This is a genomic window from Rhodococcus sp. SG20037, from assembly GCF_031763325.1.
GTDB classification, from domain to species: Bacteria; Actinomycetota; Actinomycetes; order Mycobacteriales; family Mycobacteriaceae; genus Rhodococcus_F; species Rhodococcus_F qingshengii.
This window is the reverse complement of record NZ_CP134497.1, coordinates 6,088,907-6,108,933: the sequence shown is the minus strand read 5'-3', so window position 1 is coordinate 6,108,933 and position 20,027 is coordinate 6,088,907. Positions and strand designations below refer to the sequence as shown.

22 protein-coding genes are annotated in these 20,027 nt (G+C 62.7%); 13 read left to right on the top strand and 9 right to left on the bottom strand.

Features of this window, described 5'->3' with window-relative positions:
• Positions 1-132 precede the first annotated feature (132 nt).
• From RHP72_RS28255 to RHP72_RS28245, 3 genes are all read left to right on the top strand, one after another.
• The gene (locus RHP72_RS28255; protein ID WP_075834868.1) at positions 133-651 is read left to right on the top strand and encodes a MarR family winged helix-turn-helix transcriptional regulator; all 519 of its coding nucleotides are present in this window, start codon (positions 133-135) and stop codon (positions 649-651) included.
• Positions 652-772: 121 nt separating this feature from the next.
• Entirely contained in the window at positions 773-1,273 is a 501-nt protein-coding gene (locus tag RHP72_RS28250; protein WP_054825308.1) for a hypothetical protein, read from the top strand.
• Between the two features lie 10 nt (positions 1,274-1,283).
• Complete coding sequence (locus tag RHP72_RS28245; RefSeq protein ID WP_257216725.1) at positions 1,284-2,195, top strand: NmrA family NAD(P)-binding protein; 912 nt, start codon at positions 1,284-1,286, stop codon at positions 2,193-2,195.
• 42 nt (positions 2,196-2,237) lie between these two features.
• Here RHP72_RS28245 and RHP72_RS28240 read toward each other — a convergent pair whose 3' ends face one another.
• Positions 2,238-2,483 (bottom strand): DUF3253 domain-containing protein, encoded by a 246-nt coding sequence (locus tag RHP72_RS28240; protein WP_080712776.1) that lies wholly within the window; start codon positions 2,481-2,483, stop codon positions 2,238-2,240.
• A 108-nt stretch (positions 2,484-2,591) separates the two neighbouring features.
• Here RHP72_RS28240 and RHP72_RS28235 point away from each other — a divergent pair, with 108 nt between their 5' ends.
• Together RHP72_RS28235 and RHP72_RS28230 are read left to right on the top strand one after the other, a co-directional pair.
• A complete protein-coding gene (locus RHP72_RS28235) occupies positions 2,592-3,218 on the top strand; it encodes a class I SAM-dependent methyltransferase (protein WP_311094116.1) in 627 nt (208 codons plus the stop codon).
• A 115-nt stretch (positions 3,219-3,333) separates the two neighbouring features.
• Positions 3,334-3,801 (top strand): hypothetical protein, encoded by a 468-nt coding sequence (locus tag RHP72_RS28230; protein ID WP_065456480.1) that lies wholly within the window; start codon positions 3,334-3,336, stop codon positions 3,799-3,801.
• A 19-nt stretch (positions 3,802-3,820) separates the two neighbouring features.
• On the opposite strand, the gene RHP72_RS28225 is transcribed toward RHP72_RS28230, so the two are convergent.
• The 3 genes from RHP72_RS28225 to RHP72_RS28215 form a co-directional block, all read right to left on the bottom strand.
• Positions 3,821-4,258 carry an SRPBCC family protein gene (locus RHP72_RS28225; protein ID WP_007735601.1) on the bottom strand — a complete coding sequence of 146 codons (438 nt, stop codon included), beginning with the start codon at positions 4,256-4,258 and terminating at the stop codon, positions 3,821-3,823.
• Positions 4,259-4,354: 96 nt separating this feature from the next.
• Positions 4,355-5,041, bottom strand: a complete 687-nt coding sequence (locus RHP72_RS28220) for a hypothetical protein (protein ID WP_311094115.1) — start codon at positions 5,039-5,041, stop codon at positions 4,355-4,357.
• Positions 5,038-5,958, bottom strand: a complete 921-nt coding sequence (locus RHP72_RS28215; RefSeq protein ID WP_311094114.1) for a LysR family transcriptional regulator — start codon at positions 5,956-5,958, stop codon at positions 5,038-5,040. The genes RHP72_RS28220 and RHP72_RS28215 overlap by 4 nt, the downstream gene beginning before the upstream one ends.
• 95 nt (positions 5,959-6,053) lie before the next feature.
• Between RHP72_RS28215 and RHP72_RS28210 the strand changes: the two genes are divergently transcribed.
• Genes RHP72_RS28210 through RHP72_RS28200 form a run of 3 tightly spaced genes read left to right on the top strand, consistent with a single transcriptional unit; the run spans position 6,054 to position 9,022 of the window.
• Positions 6,054-7,256, top strand: a complete 1,203-nt coding sequence (locus RHP72_RS28210) for a YbfB/YjiJ family MFS transporter (protein WP_311094113.1) — start codon at positions 6,054-6,056, stop codon at positions 7,254-7,256.
• Positions 7,257-7,301: 45 nt separating this feature from the next.
• On the top strand, positions 7,302-8,330 hold the full coding sequence (locus RHP72_RS28205) for a nitronate monooxygenase (RefSeq protein WP_311094112.1): 1,029 nt from the start codon (positions 7,302-7,304) through the stop codon (positions 8,328-8,330).
• A complete protein-coding gene (locus RHP72_RS28200) occupies positions 8,327-9,022 on the top strand; it encodes a hypothetical protein (protein ID WP_311094111.1) in 696 nt (231 codons plus the stop codon). The genes RHP72_RS28205 and RHP72_RS28200 overlap by 4 nt, the downstream gene beginning before the upstream one ends.
• A gap of 55 nt (positions 9,023-9,077) precedes the next feature.
• On the opposite strand, the gene RHP72_RS28195 is transcribed toward RHP72_RS28200, so the two are convergent.
• On the bottom strand, positions 9,078-10,913 hold the full coding sequence (locus tag RHP72_RS28195) for an acyl-CoA dehydrogenase (protein WP_311094110.1): 1,836 nt from the start codon (positions 10,911-10,913) through the stop codon (positions 9,078-9,080).
• A 398-nt stretch (positions 10,914-11,311) separates the two neighbouring features.
• Positions 11,312-12,334, bottom strand: a complete 1,023-nt coding sequence (locus RHP72_RS28190; protein ID WP_311094109.1) for a zinc-dependent alcohol dehydrogenase family protein — start codon at positions 12,332-12,334, stop codon at positions 11,312-11,314.
• Between the two features lie 134 nt (positions 12,335-12,468).
• Between RHP72_RS28190 and RHP72_RS28185 the strand changes: the two genes are divergently transcribed.
• A complete protein-coding gene (locus RHP72_RS28185) occupies positions 12,469-13,365 on the top strand; it encodes a helix-turn-helix transcriptional regulator (protein ID WP_311094108.1) in 897 nt (298 codons plus the stop codon).
• Between the two features lie 27 nt (positions 13,366-13,392).
• Here RHP72_RS28185 and RHP72_RS28180 read toward each other — a convergent pair whose 3' ends face one another.
• The gene (locus RHP72_RS28180; protein WP_311094107.1) at positions 13,393-14,601 is read right to left on the bottom strand and encodes an MFS transporter; all 1,209 of its coding nucleotides are present in this window, start codon (positions 14,599-14,601) and stop codon (positions 13,393-13,395) included.
• Between the two features lie 178 nt (positions 14,602-14,779).
• On the opposite strand from RHP72_RS28180, the gene RHP72_RS28175 reads away from it, so the two are divergent.
• Both RHP72_RS28175 and RHP72_RS28170 read left to right on the top strand, forming a co-directional pair.
• Positions 14,780-15,865 (top strand): PQQ-dependent sugar dehydrogenase, encoded by a 1,086-nt coding sequence (locus tag RHP72_RS28175; protein ID WP_311094106.1) that lies wholly within the window; start codon positions 14,780-14,782, stop codon positions 15,863-15,865.
• A gap of 109 nt (positions 15,866-15,974) precedes the next feature.
• Positions 15,975-16,379 carry a DUF4259 domain-containing protein gene (locus tag RHP72_RS28170; protein WP_003942974.1) on the top strand — a complete coding sequence of 135 codons (405 nt, stop codon included), beginning with the start codon at positions 15,975-15,977 and terminating at the stop codon, positions 16,377-16,379.
• A 25-nt stretch (positions 16,380-16,404) separates the two neighbouring features.
• Here RHP72_RS28170 and RHP72_RS28165 read toward each other — a convergent pair whose 3' ends face one another.
• The gene (locus RHP72_RS28165) at positions 16,405-17,088 is read right to left on the bottom strand and encodes an SDR family oxidoreductase (protein WP_007735616.1); all 684 of its coding nucleotides are present in this window, start codon (positions 17,086-17,088) and stop codon (positions 16,405-16,407) included.
• A gap of 77 nt (positions 17,089-17,165) precedes the next feature.
• Between RHP72_RS28165 and RHP72_RS28160 the strand changes: the two genes are divergently transcribed.
• Complete coding sequence (locus RHP72_RS28160; protein ID WP_007735618.1) at positions 17,166-17,774, top strand: TetR/AcrR family transcriptional regulator; 609 nt, start codon at positions 17,166-17,168, stop codon at positions 17,772-17,774.
• 94 nt (positions 17,775-17,868) lie between these two features.
• On the opposite strand, the gene RHP72_RS28155 is transcribed toward RHP72_RS28160, so the two are convergent.
• A complete protein-coding gene (locus RHP72_RS28155; RefSeq protein WP_058038454.1) occupies positions 17,869-18,834 on the bottom strand; it encodes a hypothetical protein in 966 nt (321 codons plus the stop codon).
• A 283-nt stretch (positions 18,835-19,117) separates the two neighbouring features.
• Here RHP72_RS28155 and RHP72_RS28150 point away from each other — a divergent pair, with 283 nt between their 5' ends.
• Entirely contained in the window at positions 19,118-20,014 is an 897-nt protein-coding gene (locus RHP72_RS28150; protein ID WP_007735622.1) for an SDR family oxidoreductase, read from the top strand.
• Positions 20,015-20,027 lie beyond the last annotated feature (13 nt).

The following is a 20,027-nucleotide window of genomic DNA, read 5'->3' as shown; positions in this document are numbered from 1 at the left end:
AATGGGTATACAGGTTCTGGCTCGCAGTCATGCCGATCTGGACCTGTTGCAACTCGCGCACGGCTTCGGCAGCGTTGACACTAGCTCTGGTGGAGGGTTGACCAGAATGTAGTTAGGTGCCATATTAGTTGCATGGCAGTGGACGGAACCGATCACGACTCACCCACGTTGGATCAGGCGCGGCGGCAGTTGGAGCACTACGGCCTCGGGTCCGATCCGCAGGCGGTGCTGGTTGCGGTGCGGCTGATCTCGGCGGGCGCGCGACTCGGTCGAGCGACTGAGGTTCACTTCGCGAGGTATGGGCTGTCGACCGGCCGTTACCGACTGCTTGCGGATCTGGAAGACCACGACGGGGAGAAATCTCCCTCACGTCTGGCCGCTGATCTCGGCGTCTCGCGGGCCACGGTCACCGGCTTGGTCGATGGGCTCGAGCAGGAGGGTTTGGTCGCTCGACGTCCGTCCGAGGAGGACGGGCGTGGTGCGGTGGTCGTCCTGACTGCTCGTGGCGCTCAGCGGTTACGTGACATGGCGCCCGAGCACTTTGCTCGTCTCGAGGAAATGGTCGACGAGCTCACTGTCGACGAGCGAGCGGTCTTTCTGGATCTGCTCTCGCGGGTCGTTCGCGGTATCGGTGCGCTGACTGCGGAGTAGTCGGCTGGGATTCCAAGTATTCGCGTAGCGATTCGAATCGTCGTCAATTCTCGACAGAGACTTCTCTTTTCATACCCAAATAGTTAGTCACCTAATTATAATCGGAAAGTTGGTCTCCTTCATGTCCGGACTCACCCCACCGATCCGTCGCGAAAACGAAAGGGAGATAACCGATTCCAATCGACTCGACCCGGTTGCCGATCGTCGCGGCGCACGAACTTTCATCCTGTGGAGAGAGGTGCTGGTCGCCTACCTTGCCCCTGCGCTGATGGCGGGTGCGGGCGGAGTCGCATCCGGCCAATCGGGCCTCACGATGGCGGCATTTACGTCCATTGCGGGCACGTCGGCAGTGGTGGCGTTGCTGATCGGCTCCTGGTTGCAGCGCCGCGCAGGGTCACGACCGTGGACCACGACACTGCCTCGCGTCATGGTGGCGGCAATTCTTGCCGTCGGAGCCGCTGTGATTGCTGGTCTCGTCGGGTGGTTCGCCTCCCGTTGGCTACCAGCACACACGAGCATCGTCGATGCCGCTTGGCTTGCTCGTCTGCAACTCGATCTGCCGATATCTGCCGCGGTCGCTGCCGTCATCGTGAGCTGGCGATGGCGCCGTCAGAATCCCTGACCGACAACACATGTCAAAGATCCCCGGCTTCCTGGGGAAGACCGAAAGGAACACGATGATCGTCATCATGGGAGCGTCCGGAACCACAGGCGGCGCGTTGCTACACAGTCTCGCATCCTCGGGTGTGCCGAGCCGAGCGCTGTCCCGCGACCCGGACAGGCTGCGCGCCCACCTCGGCGACTTGGCCGACGGTTTGGTCGAAGTAGTGCCGGCCGATGCCGCAGACTCAACTTCGCTGCGCACGGCTTTCGAAGGGGCCGAACAACTTTTCCTCGCCATGGCCAACGGCCTCGAACAGGTCGAGCTCGAAACGCGTGTGATAGACATAGCCGCCGAGAGCGGCGTCGAACACATCGTCAAGATCTCCGACCCCGCCGCCGCGGCCGACTCCCCCATCGCTCTCTCCCGCGGCCACCACGCCGTCGGCGAACACCTGCGTGCATCCGGGATCCGCCACACTCTGCTCCGCCCTTATGCGTTCATGCAGAATCTGTTGCTCCTGGCTCCGGCGGTGGCTGCGCAAGGGGTGATTCTGGGCGCGATGCGGGACGCGCCGTGCAACTGGATCGACTGCCGAGACATCGGTGACGTCGCCGCGGCCGTGCTCACACGCGCCGACCTCGCCGGCGGTACCTACGTCCTGACGGGCAGCGAGGCAGTCGGCTACGGCGGCATCGCCGATTCTCTGACCCGCATGCTCGATCGCCCCGTCCAATATATCGACCTGCCACCGCACGAACTTCGGCAAAACCTCGTCGATCATGCCCACATGCCTCCGTGGCTGGCCGAGCACATTCTGGAGATCCAGCAACTTGCCGTCTCGCGCCCGGAGTCACCCACCGACACGGTGGCACGTGTCCTGGGGCGTGAGCCACGAAGCCTGGATGCGTTCCTGCGTGAGCATCTGGACCGTTTCCGCTGATTCAGGCTGCGAGAGCAGTGCCGCCAGAAGTCACGCGGTTGATCAACGAGCCCACCGAATCCTGATCGGACCTCGTACGGATTCCGGGTCGACGACTTCGCCGCCTTGGGTGATCTGCACTTCGCCGTGGGCCACCATGTGGCGGGCAGCCTCTCGGACGGGTTCCATCAGCGGACGCCAATTGTCGGGTGCTGCTGCGCGGGCCACGTCGGAGGGGCAGATGCTCGACTCGGCCGATCGGGCATTGAGTAGTTCGCGGATCTTCGCCGCCAGTTCTTTCTCTTCCACCGTATGACCTCAGTTTCCGGTCGTGACCGTAGGCCTTCAACAGAGTATGAACCTTCGGTTCGGCGAGTTGTGGCGAAGGAATGGTGCACATCGATAATTATTGACGGCGTGGAGAATGCGAGTGCAACGCGCCGCGACGTAGTCCGAAAGTCGTATTCGGCCAGATCCCAGGAGTACACGGACCTCTTCGGCTCGATGGATTCGACGCACGTATCTGATCGGGACCTGGTGACCAGCTGGGCCGCCACTTTGACCGGCCCCGTACTCGACGCCGGGTGCGGGCCGGGGCAGTGGACAGACTTCCTGGCCCAGAGCGGGCTGGCTGTGAGCGGGATCGATCTAGTGCCCGAGTTCGTCGAACGAGCCCGCACCCGATACCCCGATCTCTCGTTCGAGGTCGGGGGCTTCGAGGCATTGGACGCGAAAACGAATTCACTGGGCGGCGTGCTGTCCTGGTACTCGCTCATTCACCATCACCCGCAAGATATCGAGGCACCGCTCGCTGAATTCGCGCGCGTGATCCGCCCAGGTGGTGGGTTGCTGGTGGGCTTCTTCGAAGGCACAACGGTAGAGCCTTTTGATCACGCCGCGACGACTGGTTATCGATGGCCGGTGACCGAACTTGCCGAGGTGCTGGTCACAGCGGGTTTCGACGTGATCGAGACCCATACCCGGACGGGGAGCGGCTACAGGCCGCACGGCGCAATCACTGCCAGCCGGCGCGGCGTCGAATAGCGGATCGAGACAGGGCGAGCAATTCTCTTTCATTCATTTCGTGTGAGTGGTGTGCTGGATGAGTCACTTCCCGGCTTTTTCAGCACCGGATCATCCACAGTTGAAAGAAGGCGCCATGACTACGATCCATCTTCACAAGACGACCACTGCGACGCCCGAACAGGTCCTTGCCGGCCTGACCGACTTCGGCCCGGGCCGTGAGGAAATCTTCGGCCGCAGTGCGGACAGCTACCTGAAAGTGCACAAACAAGGACCCCACGATGCTGATGTCACCGAGGGCTCCAGTGGTATCTGGGAGCGTCTGCACTACGACTGGACCGACCCGCACCGCGTCGTGATGACAACCACCGACTCCAACCTGTGGGGCGGGGCGTCGAGCCATACCTACACGCTGACCCGGCAGCCGACGGGCCTGACCGATGTCGACGCCGTCGTGGTCCGGGACGGCAAGAACCTCAAGGGAAAGCTCCTGGCGTCGGTACTCGGACTCGTCGGCACCCAAGTGCTGGGAAAGTCGTTCACGAAGTCCATCGATGCCATCGAAGCTCGCAACGGTGGCGCGAGCGGCGGCAACACACAGTGACAAGAACCTGACGGACTTGTCAGAGCGCTTCGAGCGCTTCCGTCATCTTCTTCACCGTCTCCGGTGCCACTTTGGCTTCGAATCCCGCCTTCAGGAGAGGCGACGCAATCTTGGCGGCACCGTTGAACTCGACGTTCGCGTGATATTCGATCTCGGTCGAGTTCGGACCCACCGAAGTCAAGGTGATGTCGTCGGTACTGGTGGCAGTCTTGTTCTTTCCTTCGAGAACAACGTGATTCAGCTCGTCGGTCACCAGCGTGTACGTCAGTTCCGTGGTGACGCCGAACAGCTTCGACACGTTGTGCCATTGGGTTCCGACGCCGACAGGACCGTCGGAGATCTGCGTGCAGCTCTCGGTGCCCGGATCCCACGTCGGCGCATTGGCGAAGTCGCGGAGAAACGCCGCAGCCTTTTCGATCGGTACCTCGGCGGTGAATTTGCGGGTGACGTCAACCATGCGGTGGGCCTTTCGGTTCATTTTTCGGCGGTAGTGCCGCGGTGAGAGTTCGTTCCGACGCCCGGGCTACCCAAACTCGACAAACGGTAACCGTCTTCAGAGGACTGCGCGGTCCAGTGGACGCGGAAGCGGATCGAGTGCGCCGGTCTCGCGCAGGCGCTCGTACGCCCGAACGACCCCATCGACGGCCCCGATCTGTAGCAACACGCCGCCCGGTAACGCGGCAACGCCTGCTGCGAGGTCACCCGGGATCGCGTCAGCGCGAGCGGACGAGAGGTAGCCGACTCGGCCGATCACGGGATCACCGACGCGATAGTCGGACTCGTCTTCGAGAGCGTCGAGGATGTCGTCGTCGGTGACATCTCCGAAGTCCGGTTCCCACACCGCGGCGAGCATCCGAAGTAGTTCTGTCTCAGGAACTTCGGCGGCGTCCGGCGCGCTGACAGCGAGAATCATCGACTGTAGGACGATTTCCGGTTCGCCGCCGGCCAACCCTGAGAGTTCGAGCCCCCATTCGGGCCCTCCGCCGGATGCGAGCCTCAACCCGATTCCCAGACGATCCGACCAGTCTTCGGCGGCCTGCGCGATCTCGAGCACGTGTGCCAACTGGTCGACGGTCACGGCAGTAGCAGGTCCAGCGGAATGGATCTGTTGCCACGACCCGCCGACCACCTCGGGCAACAGGAATTCGACTTGCTCCAACGTCCGACGCCACCGGGAGGCCACGGCCTGCACCGATTCCGGCCGTCGTCCCCAGAAAACTCGAATAGCGCGTCGTGTCATCGAGTCCTCCGGTAAGGATCGTCCATGGGTAGCCATCTCCCGTCCTCGTGGATTCCGAGATCAGTGACGCCGCGGGTGAGAGCGTCGACGGCCGCGAGAACGGCAGGGCGCGTTTCGTTCTCACGACACAGGAGTGACCACGTCCAGATTGCCGCCGGGTCGATCATCGGGCGTGCCGTGAGATCGCTCGGCAGCGTGATGGTCTGCCCTTTGGGCGAGTTGACGACCGGACGGCCGACGGCACGGACGTGATCGAAGAATGCCGGGCCGGTGATACCACCGTCGTTGATGCGCATGATCTGTGCGCCGGTATCGCGAGCGAATTCTTCGGCGAAGACGTTCCACGAATACCAGGAGGTGGTGTCGTCGTCGACGAGCACGACGACGTCGCGTGCCCGCACCGGTGTGGTGTCCTCTCCGGTGGAGACGGCGTAGAGCCGATCCGCACCGAGCAGTCTGGCGTTCAAACCGTTTTGGGCGACATCGTATTTACGTACCCAGGCGATCGCCAGATCGAGGCTGCCGTCTGCCACCCGCGCGGCCTGTGCGTGTGATGGCACCACCCAGGCGTCGACGTGCAGTTGCGCGACCCCTGAAGTGCTCGCGATCAGATCCGTGGGGAGCCAATTGACGTAGCCGATCCGGACGGGCTCTGCTCCGGACAGACGCTCCGCGCGGCGCCGCAGATTCTCGGCATTCTCGAGTAGCGCACGGACATCGGGGAGCAGCGCCGCGCCGGCTGGCGTCAGAGCGACGGAACGGCGGTCGCGGACGAACAGCTTGACGCCGAGATCGCGCTCGAGTGCCATGATCTGCTGCGACAATGACGGCCCGGCTATCAGTAGTCGTGCCGCGGCTCGGCCGAAGTGCAGTTCCTCGGCGACGACCTCGAAGTATCTCAGCTGACGCAGCTCCACGATCCTTCATGCTACGTGCGGTGGGAGGTTGTGCCTATCAGTCAGGAGGAAAGCGGTCGTGGCGGTCCGGTGCGGCCGGGGCACACGATAAGACCATGACCACAGTCCACAACGGTGTCGACCCGCGAGCGCACGCTGTCCAAGCTGCCGCTGCGCTGGCGGCGAGCATGGGAATCGGTCGATTCGTGTACACACCGATTCTGCCGTTGATGCACACGCAGGCCGGTCTGTCCGCCTCGCTCGGCGCCACCCTGGCGACGGCCAACTACGTCGGGTACCTGATCGGCGCGCTCGCGGGAATCCTCATTCCCGGCGTGGTGCGCTCGGCAGCGGTGATGCGTACGTCGTTGGTGGTCCTCATCGCGACTTTGGCGCTCATGCCCACTACCCACGACGGATCCATCTGGTTCGCCCTGCGGCTCATCGCAGGCATTGCCAGTGCCCTCGTCTTCATGATCGCCGTCAGCGCTTTGCACGCGCACCTTCGGGGGCAGTCCCAATTCCTGGCCGGATGGGGATTCGGCGGAGTTGGGCTGGGTATCGCCCTGTCCGGGGTCCTCGTGTTCGTCGTCCGCTTCATCGGTTCCTGGGGTACTGCCTGGCTGGCATCTGCGGCCCTTGCAGTGGTGTGTGCGGTCGCAGCCTGGGGATTGACGCCGGAACCGCGTCCGGTCATCACACCGGACGCGCCGGGAACTCCCAGTTCCCAACGCGGGTTCACTGCCTTGTTCATCAGCTATTTCCTGGAAGGCATCGGCTACATCATCGCGGGCACGTTCCTTGTTGCCGCAATCGATCTCGCCGCTCCAGAATGGGTCGGCAGCGGCGCTTGGATAGTGGTCGGTCTGGCCGCATTTCCCTCATGCGCCCTGTGGGCTTGGCTCAGCCTGCGTTGGTCGAGGCCGACTCTGCTTCTCGTTGCCCTGTTGATTCAGGCGGTGGGCATAGCGCTTCCTGCTGTGATCGGAGGCGTCGGCCCCGCACTGATTTCAGCTTTCCTGTTCGGTGTCACCTTCCTTGGTATCGGGTCAATTGTGTTGGCAATCGGCGCGCACCTGCAGTTCCCACGCGCCGTGGCGTTGCTGACCGCTGGATACAGCGTCGGTCAGATTCTCGGCCCACTCGTTGTCACTCCGTTGCTGCGAGACGGGTATCGCGACGCTCTGCTGTTGGGTGCGGCCGTCGTTCTGGGCGCAGCAGTGGCCGCCGCGGTTTTGCGGTTCCGATTCCCTTCCGATCTCGATGCGGACCCTCGGACGGCCACCTCGACTGAGGAGGTAGTTTTTGATGTCAGATGACGAAACCGCCGGAGCACTACCCGACGTAGGACTGGAGATGTTCGAATGAGCGCACTCACAACCGATCTCGACCTGAAGGTCCCTGTCATCGCAGCCCCCATGGCCGGCGGCGCTTCCACACCGGCACTTGTTGCTGCTGCCTCTCGCGCAGGCGGTCTCGGATTCCTCGCCGCCGGGTACAAGACGCCTCAGGCTCTGTCCGACCAGATCGACGCCGTGCGCGCCGAGGGAGTGTCGTTCGGTGTCAACGTTTTTGCGCCCAACCCGGTGCCTGTCGACGTCGATGCCTACCGTGCCTATGCCAGGGCGATCCAGGTCGAGGCGGATCGCTACGGCATCACACTGGCTGACGGTGAGCCGGTCGAAGACGACGACTACTTCGAGGACAAGATCGATCTGCTCCTGGCCAGCCCGGTTCCGGTGGTCAGCTTCACCTTCGGCTTTCCCACACCCGGCGTCATCAAGGCGCTGCGCGCTGCCGGTTCACTTGTCGTCCTCACTGTGACTTCGGAGGCAGAGGCGCTCCTTGCCGTCGACGCCGGTGCCGATCTGCTTGTGGTGCAATCGTCGGCTGCCGGCGGCCACTCCGGAACGCTCACTCCCCTGCAGGTTCCGGCAGAAACACCGATCACCGAATTGATCGCACAAATCCGTCACCGCACGTCGGTTCCGCTATTGGCGGCCGGTGGACTGGCGACCTCCGCCGACGTCGCTGCTGCCTTACGTGCCGGAGCGGACGCGGCAGTGGTCGGTACCGTACTGCTGCGCACCGAGGAGAGTGGTGCCTCGGCTCCGCACAAGGCAGCTCTGGCCGACACGTCCCGCGGGAACACGGTCGTCACAAGAGCTTTCACGGGACGTCCTGCACGGGCGCTTCGGAACGAGTTCATCGATCGCTACGACGCACAAGCGCCCATCGGGTACCCGGCCATCCATCACCTGACCAACCCGATGCGCAAAGCCGCTGTTGCGCAGGCAGATCCCGAGCGAATGCACCTGTGGGCCGGTACTGGCTATCGCCACGCGACGGAGGAACCAGCCGGGGTAGTGCTTTCGCGATTGGCTAACCTGTGACGGCGCGGACACCGGACATCACATTGCCCGAGGTAGTGACATACGACGGGCTGCCCAGTGGTGCACACTCGCTTCGAGTCAAGCGCCCCGACGTGGCATTTCAACGCCTGCAGACATTTCTGGAAGCCTGCATCGAACCAGTGTCGTTGCCGTCGTGGACATTAGAGATCCGCCAGGGCGGGCCACCCGCGCCGACCGCGCAATTGACAGAGCTTACCACTGGGATCCTCGGTGGGCCCCGCTACAAAGCGCAAACCCATACCGAATGGAACGTCCCACCTGGTTCTGTCAACGAAGCGCTCGATGCCCTCGTTGGTTCCGATGCGGTCACAACCCACGGACGTTCTTTGGCGGCACTGACCTACAGTGCGCCCGTACGCCTGATCGACCCGGACACCCATGCGCCGTATCCCGACATCACGCCCGACGCGTTCGGCCGCTTTGCCGTCGACGGATACGGCCGGACTCTCGGCGAGTCAGGCATACGCGCAACCCTTGGGAACGCGGCATCCTCACTGTCCCTGTGGCTCAACCTGCCAGCAGACGAACGGTTGTCGTCCGGTGCTCGTCACCTACAAGACCATCTCCCGTTCCGGTTGTCCGCGAAACACTGGCGTCTCTGGCGGCCGAACCGGAGCGCAGACTCTTACCGTTCCAACAAGATTCCGTCGCCGGTTCACGACCACGTTTGAATCACGCAGCAAGCATTCCGAGTTGCGCACCACCCATACCGCGCGTGGCACGTTGTCAGAATGCGTCTTCCTCGAGTTCCATGATCTCGTTGTCGAGGGAACCCAGGATTTCTTTGGTCGACGCGAGGATAGGCAGGATGTTCTTGGCGAAGTACGACGCGATCACCACCTTGCCCCGATAGAACGACCGGTCCTTTGCCGACGCGTCACGGTCCAAGGCTGCCAACGCGACTTCCGCTTGCACCAACAGGCGCCATCCGATGAGCAGGTCGCCTACCGCGTACAGAAAGCGCACCGAGCCGAGGCCTATCTTGTACAACTCGGAGGGTTGGTCCTGGGAAGCCATCAGATACCCGGTGAGCGTCCCGGCCATCTCCTGCACGTCGGTCAAGGCGGTCTCGAGTAGGACTCGCTCGGCCTTGAGTCGACCGTTCCCGGCCTCACTGTCGATGAACTCTCGTATGCGACCGGCTACGTGAGCGAGTGCAACGCCGCGGTCGCGTGCGATCTTCCGAAAGAAGAAGTCCTGCGCCTGGATTGCCGTGGTGCCCTCGTACAGGGTGTCGATCTTGGCATCGCGGATGTACTGCTCGATGGGGTAGTCCTGAAGATAACCGGAGCCGCCCAGGGTCTGCAGGCTCTCGGTGAGCAGTTCGTAGGCCTTTTCGGAACCGACGCCCTTGACGATCGGCAGCAGCAGATCGTTGACCCGCGCCGCCAGTTCGGCATCCGCCCCCGAAACCAACTCGGCGACATCGGCATTCTGGTGTGCAGCGGTGTAGAGGTAGACCGCTCGGAGGCCTTCGGCGTAGGCCTTCTGCATCGCCAGGCTGCGTCGGACGTCGGGGTGATGCGTAATGGCCACACGGGGTGCGGTCTTGTTTGTCAGCTCGGTAAGGTCTGCACCTTGAATTCGTTCTTTCGCATACTCGAGGGCGTTGAGATAGCCGGTGGACAGTGTTCCGGTAGCCTTGGTGCCCACCATCATTCGAGCGTTCTCGATGACCTGGAACATCTGGGCGATACCGTTGTGGACATCACCCACGAGCCAGCCGACGGCAGGAACGTCCGTCGCTCCGAAGGTGAGCTCGCAAGTTGGGGAAGACTTGAGACCCATCTTGTGCTCGACGCCGGTGACGTACACGCCGTTGCGCTCTCCCAGTTCAAGTGTCTCCGAGTCGAAATGGGACTTCGGAACGTAGAACAGGCTCAAACCTTTGGTTCCTGGACCGGCGCCCTCGGGCCGGGCAAGTACCAAGTGGAAGAGGTTCTCGGCCGTGTCTCCGACATCGCCGCCCGAGATGAATCGCTTGACGCCCTCGATGTGCCACGTGCCGTCGTCCTGCGCGATTGCTTTTGTTCGGCCTGCGCCTACATCGGATCCCGCGTCTGGTTCGGTGAGCACCATCGTTCCGGCCCATCCGCGCTCGAATCCTTCTTTGGCCCAGTGTTTTTGCTGTTCGTTTCCGATGGTGTAGAGCACGCTCGCCATCAGTGGACCCATGTTGAAAAAGCTTGCGGATCCGTTTGCCGCGACCAACATTTCGCCGATCGCCCAGACCAATGGCGCGGGAGCAGGAACGCCACCCATGCCTTCCGGTAGACCGAGTCGCGACCAACCGGCCTCGTTCACCGCCTCGACCGTCTTGCGCAGAGGTTCCGGGACCACGACGGCGTGATTGGGTGCGTCGAATTCGACAGGGTTTCGATCCGCGTCGGCGAAGGACGCGGCGACCGGGCCTTCTGCCAGCCTCGATACTTCCGCAAGAATGTTGCGCACGGTGTCGGTGTCGAGGTCCCCGTAAGCGCCGGCATCCAGCAGTTCGCCGATCCCGAGTACCTCGAACAGATTGAACTCGATATCACGCACGTTGCTTTTGTAGTGACCCATTGTTCTCCGACCTTGGTTCGTCAGCAATACGATTCGTCAGCAGATACGGCTCGTCAGCAGTACACAAGAAAGCCTGCCCCACAAGGAATTCAGTACGCAACCGTAGGTAGAGACGAGTGCCGTTGCTACAAAGTAGCGCCGAGTCGCTCTCATTGAAACATTCACTCGTACAATCGGTTTCCGCTGGTGGGGGGCGCATATCAGTCGCGAAGCATCCTCTTGGGTCAAAGCAGCTGCGCACCAATCGAAGTGCCCGTCCTCACCTTCGGCGTCATACGCATTCGGTGTGATCAGTGAACATGCTGATCGGTAGACCAAGAGCGCCTCTCGTTGGTAGCCGAGACGTTCCTCGACCGGCGTGTAGAGCCCAGTTCTGTCTCGTGAGCCTTTGGTATCGGTCAGAGGGTGAGTAGCACTTTGGTGGCGCGCCGCTCGTCCATCGCCCGGTAGCCTGCGGCGGCGTCCTCCAACGGGAGAGTGAGGTCGAAGACGATGCCTGGGTCGATCTGGTCGGTCATGATGAGCTCGATCAGTTCGGGTAGGAATCGCCTGACCGGCGCGGGACCGCCGAGCAGGCTCACCGTCGCGAAGAACAGGTTCATGCCGTCGAGTTCGACGCCGTGGGATACCCCGACGTAGCCGACATGTCCGCCGGGGCGGGTAGCTCCGATAGCCTGCATCATCGATTCTTGGGTACCTACGGCTTCGACGGTCGAGTGGGCGCCGTAGCCGCCGGTGAGTTCCTTGATCTTCGCGATGCCCGCGTCGCCCCGCTCTTCGACGATGTCGGTGGCGCCGAATTGTGTGGCGAGTGCCTGCCGGTCGGCGTGACGTGACATGGCAATGATCCGCTCGGCGCCGAGTTGTCTGGCAGCGAGGATCGCCAAAAGCCCGACTGCGCCGTCGCCGACGACGGCGACCGTTTTGCCAGGTCCGGCTTCCGCAGCTACAGCGGCGAACCAACCGGTGCCGAGTACGTCGTAGGCTGCAAGGAGGCTGCGGGCCTGCCGCTCGGTCGGCTCTCCGTGGACAGGGACGAGGGTGCCGTCCGCGAGCGGGATGCGAGCGTATTCGGATTGGGTGCCGACCGAGCCCATCATGACCTGGTGGATACAGCGAGACTGAAAGCCGGCCTCGCAGATTTCGCAGGTGTTGTCCGACGCGACGAACGAGCCCACGACGAAGTCCCCAACTTCGATGTCGTTGACGTCGGGGCCGACCTGTTCGACGACGCCCACGTATTCGTGCGCCATCGGCGTCGGGCCATTCAGCTCTTCGATGCCGCGGTACGGCCAGAGGTCGGAACCGCAGACGCAGGTGGCTGTAACGCGAATGATCGCGTCGGTCGGTTCGACGATCACCGGCGCTTCGATCTCTTCGACCCGGACGTCGCCGGGGGCATGCATGACGACAGCGCGCATGACGTGGCTCCTCACCATCGGTTTTCTCGTGTCACTTCAACCTGATCACGATTTGGCGGCGCGCGGGAGTCCCGCGCGATAGTGGTACTGCGAGGGACTCCCTCGCTACCGGTCACTGACTTACGCTCGATGGCATGGACGATCGAGCGCAAGTACGCGAATTCCTGACCTCGCGGCGCGCCCGAGTCACGCCTGAACAAGTTGGACTTCCGGCCGGATCGAACCGCCGCGTGGACGGTCTACGTCGAAGTGAAGTGGCAACCCTCGCCGGCGTGAGCGTCGAGTACTACACGAGGCTCGAGCGCGGAGCGATCAGCGGCGCATCGCCGGGTGTACTCGACAGTATCGCGAAGGCCTTACGACTCGACGACGCCGAGCGCGCCCACCTTTTTGATCTCGCGCACGCGGCAAGCCCGGTAGCCAGGCCCCCGCGTCGGCGAAATGCGAAGGGCTGGAAGCCCCATCAGAGCCTGCAGTGGGCGCTCGATGCAGTCACCGCGGGACCCGCTTTCGTGCGGAACGGTCGCATGGATCTTCTTGCTGTCAACCCACTCGCGCGTGCGTTTTACAAGGACCTGTACGACATGCCGGGGCAGCCCCCGAACATCGCGCGCTTCACGTTCCTCGACGATAAGGCTTTCGAGTTTTATCCGGACTGGAACGAGTTTGCCGAGGTGACCGTCTCGATTCTGCGAACCGAGGCTGGGCGAGATCCTCACAACAAGGAATTGCACGATCTGATCGGTGAACTCAGCACTCGGAGTGAGGAATTCCGGCGTCGGTGGGGCGCGCACGACGTCCGCCATCACGGCACCGGATTCAAGACTTTTCACCACTCCGCCGTGGGCGAGCTGACGCTTGCCTTCGAAGGTTTGGAGATGGCCGCCGAGCCAGGGTTGACACTCACGATCTACACCGCGGAGCCGGGATCGCCGTCCGCGGAACGGATGCAGCTACTCGCCTCGTTGGCAGCCAGTGAGGATGCGGACTCTGCGCCTCACGTGTCGGAGCGGTCGCTGACGGACGGCTGACGAACTGCGCGACGGTTGATCGGGTCGTCAGTTGACGACTTCGACGGCGGTGCGCTTCGTGCGTTCATTGCGCAACAGGATCATCAGCGGCAGAAAGTAGAGAGCGGCAACGCCGGTGCCTACCAACACCGGCCCAGTGGCACCGAGACTCGAGGCGAACGCGAACCCGGCGATCCAGGAGCCGACCGCCGTGCCCAGATTGAATGACGAGGTGCTGAGGGCAGAAGCCATCGTCGGCGCCTGATCGGCATAACGCACAGCCATCCCGATCAGGATGGGATTGGTCGACATGCCGAATAGTCCCAGCATGACTACGAGAATCACCGTCACGATCACGTTCTGCGAGAAGAGGCAGAGCGCCCCGAGTACGAGAAACGTCATCGCTGCCGAGACGAACAAGACGCCGTACTGATGCTTCGCACCGAGTCGACCGCCGAGATTGGAGCCGACGAACGCACCGAGTCCGTAGCCGACAAGCACTAGCGGCACTGCCGACGCAGCAAGTCCCGTGTTCTCGGTCAACAGCGGAGAGATGAAGCTGTACGCCGCCAGCGACGACCCGCACACGACGGCGCAACCGAACAGAACGAGCCAGATGCGTCCGTCCCGTAGGCTCGCGATCTCCGCTCGCCAGGACGGCACCGCACCGGAGTCGGTGTCGGCGGGTACCAATCGGTGGACGACGGCCGCGGCAACGAGTGCGAGGGCGGCGAGGGCCCAGAAAGGACCACGCCACCCGATGCTCTGACCGGCCAGAGCGCCGAGCGGAACACCGATGACGTTCGCGAGCATGCCTCCGCCCAAGACGATGCCGAGCGCGCGCGAGGAAGACGCCGGGCCGGCCGCTTTTGCTCCGACCACTGCGGCGACTGCCCAGAATGCGCCCGTCGCCACGGCTGTGAGGAAGCGGGCGCCGAGAATGAGTCCGAAGTTGGACGAGAGCGCGACGATGACGTGTCCGATCGCGAAAACAATCAGAGCCGAGCTCAAGGTCGCGCGTTGGGGAACCCTGAGTGTCAAGATCGCCATCGCCGGCGTGCCGACGATCATCCCGATCGCGAAGACGGTGATCATCAAGCCGACGTTCGCGATCGACGTCCCGAGGTCACCCGCAATCTCGGGAAGAATGCCGGCGACGACGAATTCGGTTGTGCCCATCAAGAAAACTCCGACGGCCAGCACGTAGATCACGAGCGGCAGGCGGCCGGTTTCTTCGACGGTCGGGGCGGAAATCATGAGGTGGTCAGTTCTCTTTCTGTTGACGACGCGCATGTCGTGGCGCACCCGTCCAGGGCATCACGCCCGTCGCCTGCGAGGGAGTCCCGGTCGTTGGGGGTACTCGAAGGGACTCCCGGTGTGGCCGATTGCGCGCTACCGTCGGCGCAAAGACTGCCTGAACCCGGGAGGCGCGCCCATGACACGACGACAGATCCGGGGGCTCGGCGCCGCCGTGCTTGTCTCGGCCTTGATGACTGCTTGCAGTACCGAGGACGCTGAGGGGCCCGGTCCACAGGCAAGCACGACAACACGATCGGCGCCCGCCGCGGCCTTCGGTGAACCCGAGACCGTCGCCGACGGCTTGGACGCGCCCTGGTCGATCGCATTCCACGGCGATACACCACTAGTCAGTGAGCGCGACAGCGCGCGAATCCTCGAACTCGACGCCGGCGGAAACAGCCGCGAGGTGGGAGTCGTCGACGGCGTCAGCCCCAGGGGTGAGGGCGGTTTACTAGGGATCGCAGTACGTGAAAACCGCCTGTACGCGTACTTCACCGCGAACGGGGAGAACCGGATCGAACGCTTCGACATCATCGGTGCTCCGGGGGAATTCGCGCTCGGGCCGGCCGAGACGATTCTCGACGGGCTCGCTTCGGCCAACTACCACAACGGTGGTCGCATCGCGTTCGGCCCGGACGGGATGCTGTACGTGACCGTCGGTGATGCCGGTAGTCGAGACAGAGCTCAGGACCTCGACTCGATGTCCGGGAAAATCCTTCGAATGACTCCGGATGGCGATGTGCCGCTAGATAATCCATTTCCGAACTCGTTTGTCTACAGCTACGGCCACCGCAACTCCCAGGGCATTGCCTGGACCGAGGACGGCACGATGTACGCCAGCGAGTTCGGGCAGGACACCTGGGACGAGCTCAACAAGATCGAAGCAGGCGGAAACTCCGGGTGGCCCGAGGTCGAAGGGATTGCGGGTGAAGACGGATTCATCGACCCGCTCCAACAATGGTCACCTGACGATGCCAGTCCCAGCGGAATCGCCATCCACGACGGCACGATCTACATCGCCAATCTTCGTGGTGAGCGACTCCGCACGGTGCCCTTGACCGATCCCGCGACCGCCGACGAGCAATTCGTCGACGAATACGGGCGCCTCCGTGATGTTGTAGTCGCACCGGACGGGTCGCTGTGGATACTGACGAACAACACCGACGGTCGTGGCGACCCCAACCCCGGTGATGACCGCATCCTTCGCGTGCCGTTGCGCTGATGTCGATTTCCGGCGAACGCAGTACTTCCAGCCCGAGGGTCCTGGCCGAAGCCTGTGATTCACTAATATCTTTACGACGGGTGCGCCGGGTACGGATCGGAGAGACAGCATGGGGACTTGGGGTTCAGGACCTTTCGACAACGACGTAGCGGGCGACCTGCTCAGCGCAGTACAGGCGGGTGACTACGACATCGACGATTACGCTAGCCACCCCGATGGCGGTTATCTCGATGCCGATGATGCTCAAACAGCAATCGCCGTCGCCGAGATTCTTGCGGTTGCGCACGGCGTTGCGCCGAAGCCTGTGCAGCTGGATGGAATTGACGCCGCCGGGTACGTCAGCACCTTGAGCCCGGAGCAGAAGAGTTGGGTCCTCTCCGCACTCGAGCGTGCAGTTTCCGACAGCGACACTTCGGAGTTGTACGAGTTGTGGGAAGAGAACGGTCCGGAAGACCTCGCAGCTTGGCGGGCACCGATCCTGAGCAGATTGGCCAGCCTCAAAACGGTGGGGTAAGCGTCACTCGTCTGCAGTCCCTTGCTTACTCGGAGTTCGACGAGGACAGACTCCCCTTGACGTACCGGGTGGTGTCGTCAGCGAGGATCTCGGCGAGCCCGCTTTCGATACCGTCCAGTGCTTGCGCGGCGACGTCGGCAGGATCGATCTTCTGTTCGGCGGGTACGCCAGCGGCCATGTCGGTATCCATGTATGCGACATGCAGTGCCGATACGGAGATTTTGCGCGGCGCAAGTTCTTCTCGAACGGCGTCGGTCATCGCCCAGGCCGCTGCCTTCGACGACGCGTAAGACCCGAGCGCGGCTGGATGGAACCAGGACAGCACCGACAGAACGTTGAGTATTGTTCCGCCGTCGTTGTTTTCGATGACGGGAGCAAACGCCCGGGTCACGGCGAGCGGGCCGTAGAAGTTGACGTCCATCTCTCGTCGAATGTCATCGATGTCGCCCCCGATCAAGGGCGCCGAGGTAGAGATACCTGCGTTGTTGACCAGCAAGGTCACATCCGATGCGATTTGCGCGGCGGCGGTTATCGATTCGGCGTCCGTCACGTCCAACCTCAGGGGGATGACGCCGGGTAGATCGACAGTTTCCGGATTGCGCGCAGCCGCGTACACCTTTGCGCCGCGCTCGACGAGTCCCGCAGCCAGATGGCGTCCGAGCCCGCGATTGGCTCCTGTGACGACCGCAACCGTCTTGTTCAGGTCCATGATTCTCCCAGTGTTGTGATTGCTCGTGACGTTTAGATTATGAATCAAATCTAAGTGTCGGCTAGGATAGATGTCAAGTGAAATCCAAACTGGAAGGCGTTGTGATGGGCCGCGTATCGCAGCAACAAGCGGAAGAGAACCGTCGGCGCGTCGTGGAAACCGCAGCCCGACTGTTCCGAGAGAAGGGCACTCACCTCAGCGTCGCCGACCTGATGAAGGCGTCGGGGCTGACCCACGGTGGCTTCTACAAGCAGTTCGCGTCCAAGGACGCTCTCATCGACGAAGCGACCACCCACGCCTTCAAGGAACTGGCTCAGCTGCATTCTGCGGGACTCGAAGAGCATGCAGGGCAACGTGACTCCGCCCGAAAAGCTTTGATCGATACCTATCTCTCGGTGGCGCATCGCGACAACCCGGCAGACGGATGCCCCGCTGCTGCGCTCGCCGCCGACATGGCGCGCGAGCCTGCAGACAGCGAGGCCCGTCGGGTTTACACGGAGGGAGTGGGGGATTTTGCCGCAGCTCTTGCCGACGACGAAGCTGTCGGTCTCCTCCGGCTCTCCACCATGCTCGGTGCACTGGTTCTTTCGCGAGCTACCAAGGGTTCCCCGCTCTCCGAGGAAATTCTCGATTCCGCGCGCGTCGAACTGATCAGAGGGCTTCGAGAGCCGCTGTCATCTTCTTGACGGTCTCGGGTGCCCCTGGCCGCGAATCCCGCTTTCACGAGGTCCAGTGCTCGCGGTTCCGAGAGTCGGACTCTCGATATGTCGATTGAACGCTCTAGTTGATTCCGACGACTTCCTGGGCGATCGCTGCGAGTCTTGCCTGGGCAGCGGATACGACGCCGTGTCGGTTCTTGTGCGCTTCCTCGTACGCAACGATGTCCCGCACCTGTGCGGCGTCGGTCAGTTCCTTCACGGCGGAGACGGCTTGGGTGACGTTGAGTTCGTCGAAGTCTTCGATGGGAAGTTCAGTGGGGTCGAGTAGCCCACTCGACTTCCGTACCGAACGGAAGACGTCGGCGGCACCGTCAGCACCTTCTCGGCGAGTGACCTTCTCAGCCGTGGCGATGGCCGCATCCCTACTGGCCGAGAGTGTTTTCACAGTCACGTCACCGGCATATGCGCCCCAGCTGATCAGCTCACCCAGTACCGGCGGTGAGGTGCGAACAGCGTCGATGGCACGGTCGAGACTGCGGGTGGACCAGGAGACCGGAACGTTGACCAGCCGTATCGCCGCGCCGGTGGCAGCTTGCATCGGTGTGCGGCGCAAAGCTGCCGGTCCACCGAGCGCCTCTTCGGCCAAGACAGTCGTGAGCCAGTCCACGGTCGCGGAGTGTGCAGCGATGAGGCGGTCGGCCAACACCGCGACGGTCTGATCGCCGCCGGCAGTGGCCAGGGCCTTGAGGTAGCGGGAGCGGTCGAGGAGTTGATGTTCGAGCGCAAGGTCTCCCAATACCGCTTCGTCGAAGGGCTGAGCCTGTTCGACCATCGCTTTCACTCCGGCTGTCGCGCGTCCGATGAACGGACCGATCAATTCCGGCACGCCCCCCAGATCGCGAACAGTGGACTCTATGGAACTCGCCCTTTCACGGCCGTTCTCTGCGTTTTCCGTCAATTCGCGTCGAACAGCCTCGGTTCTGGCCTGTGCGACGCGCGTTTCGGCGACCTGGATCTCGGTGTGCGTCAGACCGAGGAGGATGCGTAACTGGGTGATCAAGGCGGACGTGGTTTCGGAGTTGCTCATATCGGGGTCGTCCCTTCGTCGGTGCGTGCTTTACGTGATGTTCAGCTTCTGCTCGACGAGTGCTCCGCGGGTCGCGGAGCCACCGCCGCTACGCGGGCTACCCCGACCTACCGCGTAGTAACCACAACGAACAAGTGGGGTCGACGCACCGAGATCGTCGGCGCCAGGACGAGTGAGATCCCGGCCACCCCGAGGTTTCGATTTCTATTCGGCGGGAAGGAGGCATGTGCGGTGCATCCATCCAGAAGCCCACGAGAAACTGCGTCACCTGAGGAGTATCGATATGCCGGACCAGTACGCAATGCAGGACCCGACCACGCGGTTCCCCGCTCCTGTGCGTGAGCGGCAGGCGGAGATCGCACACCCCGGTCTCACCGCAGACATGATTTCTCCTCCCGACCACGGTGAAAACACCTATCGAGGAAGCGGTCGACTCGAAGGAAGGCGTGCGATTGTCACCGGAGCAGATTCGGGCATCGGACGTGCGGTCGCGATTGCATTTGCCAGAGAAGGCGCGGACGTTGTCCTGAGTTATCTCGACGAGGAAGAACAGGACGCTCGGGAAACCGCTCGCTGGGTCGAGGAGGCAGGTCGCAAAGCCGTCTCGGTGCCGGGAGATCTCCGAAGCGAGGAACACTGTTCTGCTTTGGTCGAAACCGCGGTGCGTGAACTCGGCGGACTCGACATCTTGGTGAACAACGCCGCGTTTCAGATGGTGCAGATGGGCGGCATCGCCGATATCACCACCGAACAATTCGACCGTGTGATGAAAACCAACCTCTACGCACTATTTTGGCTCTCCAAAGCAGCGATCGCGCAGATGGAGCCCGGATCGACGATCGTGAATACCTCGTCCATCCAAGGTGCGTCCCCGTCGCCCGAGCTGCTCGATTACGCCACGACAAAGGCGGGCATCATCGACTTCACCAAGGGGCTGGCCGCCGATGTCGCACGAAAGGGAATCAGGGTCAATGCCGTTGCACCTGGACCGATTTGGACGCCACTGATTCCGGCGACGATGCCCAAGGAGAAGTTCGAGACGTTCGGGGACGACGTTCCGCTCGGGCGGGCAGGTCAGCCGGCCGAGCTTGCTCCCGCCTATGTATTTCTCGCCTCTGGCGAATCCAGTTACACCACTGGGGAAGTCATCGGCGTGACGGGTGGAAAACCGCTCACCTGACTACCCTGGCCGC

Bases quoted from the DNA above. Each gene is read 5' to 3' on its own strand.
- RHP72_RS28255 (WP_075834868.1), top strand. From the start codon at position 133: ATGGCAGTGGACGGAACCGATCACGACTCACCCACGTTGGATCAGGCG.
- RHP72_RS28250 (WP_054825308.1), top strand. From the start codon at position 773: ATGTCCGGACTCACCCCACCGATCCGTCGCGAAAACGAAAGGGAGATA.
- RHP72_RS28245 (WP_257216725.1), top strand. From the start codon at position 1,284: ATGTCAAAGATCCCCGGCTTCCTGGGGAAGACCGAAAGGAACACGATG.
- RHP72_RS28230 (WP_065456480.1), top strand. From the start codon at position 3,334: ATGACTACGATCCATCTTCACAAGACGACCACTGCGACGCCCGAACAG.
- RHP72_RS28225 (WP_007735601.1), bottom strand. From the start codon at position 4,258: ATGGTTGACGTCACCCGCAAATTCACCGCCGAGGTACCGATCGAAAAG.
- RHP72_RS28220 (WP_311094115.1), bottom strand. From the start codon at position 5,041: ATGACACGACGCGCTATTCGAGTTTTCTGGGGACGACGGCCGGAATCG.
- RHP72_RS28210 (WP_311094113.1), top strand. From the start codon at position 6,054: ATGACCACAGTCCACAACGGTGTCGACCCGCGAGCGCACGCTGTCCAA.
- RHP72_RS28205 (WP_311094112.1), top strand. From the start codon at position 7,302: ATGAGCGCACTCACAACCGATCTCGACCTGAAGGTCCCTGTCATCGCA.
- RHP72_RS28195 (WP_311094110.1), bottom strand. From the start codon at position 10,913: ATGGGTCACTACAAAAGCAACGTGCGTGATATCGAGTTCAATCTGTTC.
- RHP72_RS28190 (WP_311094109.1), bottom strand. From the start codon at position 12,334: ATGCGCGCTGTCGTCATGCATGCCCCCGGCGACGTCCGGGTCGAAGAG.
- RHP72_RS28185 (WP_311094108.1), top strand. From the start codon at position 12,469: ATGGACGATCGAGCGCAAGTACGCGAATTCCTGACCTCGCGGCGCGCC.
- RHP72_RS28180 (WP_311094107.1), bottom strand. From the start codon at position 14,601: ATGATTTCCGCCCCGACCGTCGAAGAAACCGGCCGCCTGCCGCTCGTG.
- RHP72_RS28175 (WP_311094106.1), top strand. From the start codon at position 14,780: ATGACACGACGACAGATCCGGGGGCTCGGCGCCGCCGTGCTTGTCTCG.
- RHP72_RS28170 (WP_003942974.1), top strand. From the start codon at position 15,975: ATGGGGACTTGGGGTTCAGGACCTTTCGACAACGACGTAGCGGGCGAC.
- RHP72_RS28165 (WP_007735616.1), bottom strand. From the start codon at position 17,088: ATGGACCTGAACAAGACGGTTGCGGTCGTCACAGGAGCCAATCGCGGG.
- RHP72_RS28155 (WP_058038454.1), bottom strand. From the start codon at position 18,834: ATGAGCAACTCCGAAACCACGTCCGCCTTGATCACCCAGTTACGCATC.
- RHP72_RS28150 (WP_007735622.1), top strand. From the start codon at position 19,118: ATGCCGGACCAGTACGCAATGCAGGACCCGACCACGCGGTTCCCCGCT.